Annotated in this window: 5 protein-coding genes; 3 read left to right on the top strand and 2 right to left on the bottom strand. The window is 64.4% G+C overall.

The annotated features are described in order from the left end of the window. Window positions 1-450 (top strand): universal stress protein (locus tag Q0331_RS05075; protein ID WP_298075389.1); only part of this gene is annotated, 450 nt, incomplete at its 5' end. 259 nt (window positions 451-709) lie between these two features. Continuing rightward, window positions 710-1,276, top strand: coding sequence for a hypothetical protein (locus Q0331_RS05070; protein ID WP_298075388.1), 567 nt, complete (start codon window positions 710-712; stop codon window positions 1,274-1,276). 469 nt (window positions 1,277-1,745) lie between these two features. Here the strand turns inward: Q0331_RS05070 and Q0331_RS05065 are convergent, their stop codons facing one another. Both Q0331_RS05065 and Q0331_RS05060 read right to left on the bottom strand, forming a co-directional pair. After that, window positions 1,746-1,898, bottom strand: a complete 153-nt coding sequence (locus tag Q0331_RS05065; RefSeq protein WP_298075387.1) for a hypothetical protein — start codon at window positions 1,896-1,898, stop codon at window positions 1,746-1,748. 97 nt (window positions 1,899-1,995) lie between these two features. Further along, on the bottom strand, window positions 1,996-4,962 hold the full coding sequence (locus tag Q0331_RS05060) for a leucine--tRNA ligase (protein WP_298075386.1): 2,967 nt from the start codon (window positions 4,960-4,962) through the stop codon (window positions 1,996-1,998). An 84-nt stretch (window positions 4,963-5,046) separates the two neighbouring features. On the opposite strand from Q0331_RS05060, the gene Q0331_RS05055 reads away from it, so the two are divergent. Beyond that, a complete protein-coding gene (locus Q0331_RS05055; RefSeq protein ID WP_298075385.1) occupies window positions 5,047-5,751 on the top strand; it encodes an SdpI family protein in 705 nt (234 codons plus the stop codon). Window positions 5,752-5,872: the final 121 nt, after the last annotated feature.

Below are 5,872 nucleotides of genomic sequence, written 5' to 3'. Positions count from 1 at the left end.
TCGAAACGTGGCGTCACCAGGGTCAATTGCAGCTACATCGACACCGACCAGTCGCACGAGGCCCTGCGCCGCGCCGCCGACCTGGCGCACCGTTGGAATGTTCCGCTGCGGCTGGTGGCGTTTAGCCCGCGCGGGGCGACGATGTACCCGACGGAGACGGAGTTCATCGATAACTCGGACATGATGGTCGAGTGGCGTGAGCAGGCGCTGGCGCTGCTGGACCGTGGCCGGGACCGTGCCCTGAACAGGCACAGCGACCTGACCGTGCAGATGGAGGTTGGCAGCGGCTACGGCTGGTCCGGCGCGATTAACGCCCTGAAGTGGAAGAAGGGCGATCTGCTGGTGATGGGTTCCAGCACGCTGGGTGGTTTCCACCGCGTGTTCATCGGCCCATCGACGAACCAGATTCTGCGACACAGCCCGGTGCCGGTCCTGCTAAGCACTGTCTAGCGCTCGGCGGCGGTGGCGCGGCGACCCGGCAGCGGTGGCGCGGCGACCCGGCAGCGATGGCGCGGCGACCGGGCAGCGGTGGCGCGGCGACCCGGCGCGCTACAGGCGCCCGGCCGTGTGCTGCGCTTCGGCGGTCTAACCCCGCCGTCTAGCCTGCATTTTCGCAGTTCGCGCACCATCCGCCGTGCTGCATGCGCCTGGCCGCGCGAATCCGCGCAGGTTCTTATTAAGCACCGAGGGGTGTAGATTTGAGGTCATTATGAGCAATGATGGTTTGAACAACGGCCCCTCACCTGCTGATAACCCGGACTCTTCCTCCCAGCCCGAGGGCTCGTCGCCCGCAGGCTCCCAGCCAGGCGCCTCCTCACCAGGCGCCTCCGCAGCCGACGGCTCCCATCTCGAAATGTCCGAGCTGGATCGCCCCAGCGCCCCCACCGAGCTGGACTACGAGGCCGACCCATTGCTCCGCCTCGAGCGCAACAATAAATCCACCCGCCAGGCGATTTGGTTCTTCGTTGGCGTGATCGTGGCCACCACCTTGTCTGCGATCCTAATTTGGATTTCCTCCAAGGTCGTCGGCGGCCCCTACTGCGATGCAGACTCCTCCGCACAGCTGTGCAGCCGAACCTTCCAACTGCTGTTCGCCATAGTTCCCACTTCCGTGGCTTTCTTTGGGCTGTTCGGCTCGGCTTTTATCACCTACTACAAATGGAAGAACCACCAGCGCTGGCGCCCATGGGTAGCAGTGATCTGGTTCATCATGCCGTTCTGCATGGCTTGGATTACGTCGGTCGGCGCGTATTTGCTTCTCGACCACAACCTCTAGTCCCTCTAGTCCTCCAACCCCACGCCTCACTTCCACGAGCCCCGCGCCTCTTACACCAACTTCGCGCCACTTCCCCCAGCCCGCCTGCTAGATCCACTGGCACCGCACCTCACTTCCCCCAGCCCCGCCTGGTCCCGCGGGCAGTGTCCCAAATCTTCCACTTTCGACGAGTAGCAACTCCGAAGCAAGATTTTGCACCCTCTCTGACCTGCAGAAATAGATACTTATAAAAACAGAGTGGAAGATTTGGGACATTCGCACCTCGAGCGGGCCTCCAACCCGCCATCGGCGCCTCGAAAAAGCCCAATCCGCGCCTTTCGGAAGCGTCACTGTGACGTTTCGGATGCATGAATTCGCACCTTAGTTCGATTCAGCACCTTAGAATCCGCAGCTTCCGTCCGTGACTGTAATGAAGGCACACGCACCCCCACCGTGCCGCCGGGAAAAGTAGACCTGCGGCCCGGCAGCACTAGTACAGCGCCACCGCAGGGTAGGGGGTCGGGGCGCCGGAAGAAGGGGAGCCCCAGCCCGCCTCGTAGCGCACCCTGTGCAGGCGCACCCGCACGCCAGCGCGATCACAGCGGGCGACACCCGCGCCAGCGAGCACCCCCAGCCCGGCCACGCCAGCGCACCCCCAGCGCGGTCACGCACCCAGAACCCGCGCCAGCGCGCCCACCCCCGCGGCACCCGCGCCCAAGCACGGGCGCCCGGCCCGGCCGCTACTTCGCGACGATATTCACCATCTTGCCCGGCACCACGATGATCTTCGCCACCGTCTTACCCTCGATGTGCGAAGCAACATTCGGCTCCTCCAGCGCGGCAGCCTCAATGTCCTCCCGCGAAGCATCCGCCGCCACGTTAATGCGGCCGCGCAGCTTGCCCATCACCTGCACGGGCAGCTCGATAGTGTCATCCACCAGCCACTTTTCATCCCACTCGGGGAAGGACTCATAAGTAATGCCCTCGGAGTGGCCCAGGATCTCCCACATCTCCTCGGCGATGTGCGGCGCCACCGGCGACAGCATCTGCACCAGCGGTTCCACGGCCGCCCGCGGAGCCGCCCCAGCGGAGTAGGTCTTCGTCAGGTAGTTCACGTACTCAATCAGCTTCGCCACAGCCGTGTTGTCACGCAGCTCCGCATAGTTTTCGTGAACCCCCGCGATGGTCCTGTGCAGGGCCTTTAGGTCGTCATCCGTGAGGGCGTCATCGCTCACAGAACCCTTACCCGTGTTCTCGTCGACGGCGAGGCGCCACGCGCGCTGCAGGAATCGCTGCGCGCCGACCACATCCTTCGTCGCCCACGGCCTCGACGTGTCGAGCGGCCCCATCGCCATCTCGTACACGCGCAGGGTGTCCGCACCGTAGTCGTCGCAGATCTCGTCGGGCGAGACCGCGTTCTTGAGGGACTTACCCATCTTGCCGTATTCCTGGAATACTTCTTCTTCCTTTGTGACGCCCTCAGCATCATCCGCCTTACGAACCCAGAAGAACTTACCGTCGCGCTCGGTGACCTCCTCCGCGGGGACGTACACGCCGCGGGAGTCCGTGTAGGCGTAGGCCTGGATGTAGCCCTGGTTGTAGAGGCGGTAGTAGGGCTCGAAGCTGGAGACGACTCCCAGGTCGAACAGCACCTTGTGCCAGAAGCGGGCGTACAGCAGGTGCAGCACGGCGTGCTCCACGCCGCCGACGTACAGGTCCACGCCGCCGGAGGGGCGGCCTTCACGCGGGCCGACCCAGTAGCGTTCGTTTTCGATGTCTACCAGGGCGTTGTCGTTGTTCGGGTCGATGTAGCGCAGCTGGTACCAGGAGGAACCTGCCCACTGCGGCATGACGTTGGTGTCGCGGTAGTAGGTCTTTTCTCCGTCGCCGAGGTCCAGGGTGACTTCGACCCACTCCTTAGCCTTGGCTAGCGGGGGCTGGGGGGCGGAGTCCTTGTCGTCCGGGTCGAAGCTGACGGGCTTGTAGTCTTCCACTTCTGGCAGCTCGACGGGGAGCATGCTCTCCGGCAGGCCATGGGCCGTGCCGTTTTCGTCGTAGACGATGGGGAAGGGCTCGCCCCAGTAACGCTGGCGAGCGAACAGCCAGTCGCGGAGCTTGTACTGGATCTTGCCGCTACCTACTCCCTTGGATTCCAGCCATTCGATGGTCTTGTCGATGGCCTCCGCCTTGCCCAGGCCGTTGAGCTCCAGGCCGTCGGAGTTGTTGGAGTTGATGTGCGGGCCGTCCTCGGTGAAAGCCTCGGTAAGCTGGGTGCCAGCCTCGCCAGCCTCAGCGCCCTTGCCCGCGCCAGCCTCGCCAGCCTCGTCGCTGGCGCCAGCGCCCTCCGGCGCCAGCACCGGCACGATCGGCAGCCCGAACTCAGTGGCAAACTCGAAGTCGCGGGTATCGTGCGCCGGCACAGCCATGATCGCGCCGGTGCCGTAACCCGTCAGCACGTAGTCCGCGATGAAGACCGGCACTTGCGCGCCGTTCACCGGGTTAGTGGCGTAAACGCCCAGGAAGACGCCCGTTTTCTCCTTGTTCTCCTGGCGCTCCAGGTCCGACTTAGCGGCAATTGCCGCCCGGTAAGCCTCCACTGCGGCGGCCGGGTTTGCCTGGCCGTAGGTCCACCGTGGGTCGACATCCGTGTAGGCGTCACTACCCGCAGAAGAACCACCGGACTGCGCAACGAGCGTATCCACCAGCTCGTGCTCCGGGGCCAGCACCATGTACGTCGCACCGAACAGCGTGTCCGGGCGCGTGGTGAACACGTCAATGTCGTGGCCCAGGCAGTCGAACGTGACCTCCGCGCCGCGGGAGCGGCCGATCCAGTTGCGCTGCATGGACTTCACCTTCTCCGGCCAGTCCAGGTACTCCAGGTCGTCGATCAGGCGGTCGGAGTACGCGGTGATGCGCATCATCCACTGCTGCAGGTTCTTGCGGAAGACGGGGAAGTTGCCGCGCTCGGAGCGGCCTTCCGCCGTGACTTCCTCGTTCGCCAGCACAGTGCCCAGGCCTGGGCACCAGTTCACCGTTGAGTTCGAGCGGTAGACCAAGCGGTAGCTATCCAGGATCTCCTGCTTCTCGGCAGCGCTGAGGTCCGCCCAGTCGGGGCGCTCGGCAGCGAGCTTCTCCTCCAGCTCCTTAATCGGGCGAGCTTTGCCCAGGGTGCCGTTGGCGTTCTTAGCCTCCGGGTCGAACCAGGAGTTGTAAATCTGCAGGAAAATCCACTGCGTCCAGCGGTAGTAATCCGTATCCGTGGTGGCGAAGCTGCGGCGCTTGTCGTGGCCCAGGCCCAGGCGGCCCAGCTGGCGCTCCATGTTGGCAATGTTGGCCATAGTAGTGGTGCGCGGGTGGGTGCCGGTCTGCACGGCATACTGCTCGGCGGGCAGGCCGAACGCATCATAACCCAACGTATGCAGCACATTCGCGCCCTTCATGCGGTGGAAGCGCGCAAACACATCCGTACCGATGTAGCCCAGCGGGTGGCCAACGTGCAGGCCCACACCGGAGGGGTAGGGAAACATATCCTGGATAAACTTGCGGTCTTCTGGCAGCTCCACGCCCGGCTCCGCCAGGTCGCCCGTCGGGTTCGGGGCGTTAAACGTGCCGTTGTCGGCCCAGTGCTTCTGCCACTTGGCCTCGATCTTGGCCGCAAGCTCAGGGGTGTAGCGGTAGGAATTGTCTTCAGTGCTGCCGTTAGTCATGTTTTAACAGTCTAGTAGGTAGCCCGGACAGGGCAGGTTATTGCGTTTGGCTTGTTGGCCACCTGCGGTAATAGACTATTTCGCATGATCGTATTGACCGTTGTGTTGGTAGTCGTGGGCCTGGCCTTTTTCATCGCGGGCTTGCTGGGGGCTGTGGGGAAACTGCCGGGCAATCCGGTCGTTGGCCTGCGAGTTCCGGAGGTTCGCAAGTCTGAGGAACTCTGGAACACCGCGCACCGCATCGTCGGCCCAGCTTGGATGGGAGCTGGCGCTGCGTTCCTGGGCGCCGCGCTCATCACCCTGAAAGTCAGTGGCTGGATGTGGCTGATCTTTGCGTTGCTGCTGGTTGGAGCTGTTTTCTTGATCGGTCTGGGTTCTGCGTTGGGCGCCCACACCGTCGCGCGCCTGGACGCCCGTGCCGCCCAGCTCGAGGCCGCCAATTCTTCTTGTTGCTCTAGCGGTGACGCCACCTCGGACTCCTGCTGCGGCGATTCCAGCGAGGCCGCCGGCGCTTCCGACTCCGCTGGCGCTTGCTGTTCCGGCGCCGGCGCCGACGGCGCTGGGGCCGCTGCCTGCGCTGGCGCTGGCGCAGATCAGGGTGCTGGCATTAGCGCTGGTCAGGCTGCTGGCTCCGGCGCCAAGGCTGGCGCCGTGAGCGCGGAAGCGTGTGCAAGCGGCCAGGCGTGCGGCAGCTGCTCGCTGAATGGCTCCTGCGAGGGCGGCGGCGTGGACTGGGAGGCCGCCCAGCGGGCCGCCTCAGCGCAGGACTCTGCCCAGAACCCAGCGTAGAATCCAGCGCAAACCCCACACAGGCCTAGCCCCGGTCCTTGGGCTTTTGATCCTTGAGCCTTTGGTCTCTGGCCCCCAATTCCTTAAGCCCCCGACGCCCGTCGGGGGCTTATTTCCTGCC

The sequence above is a fragment of the uncultured Corynebacterium sp. genome, assembly GCF_937999985.1.
Lineage (GTDB): Bacteria > Actinomycetota > Actinomycetes > Mycobacteriales > Mycobacteriaceae > Corynebacterium.
The sequence above is the reverse complement of the archived record's forward strand: the minus strand, read 5'-3'. Positions and strand labels throughout refer to the sequence as shown.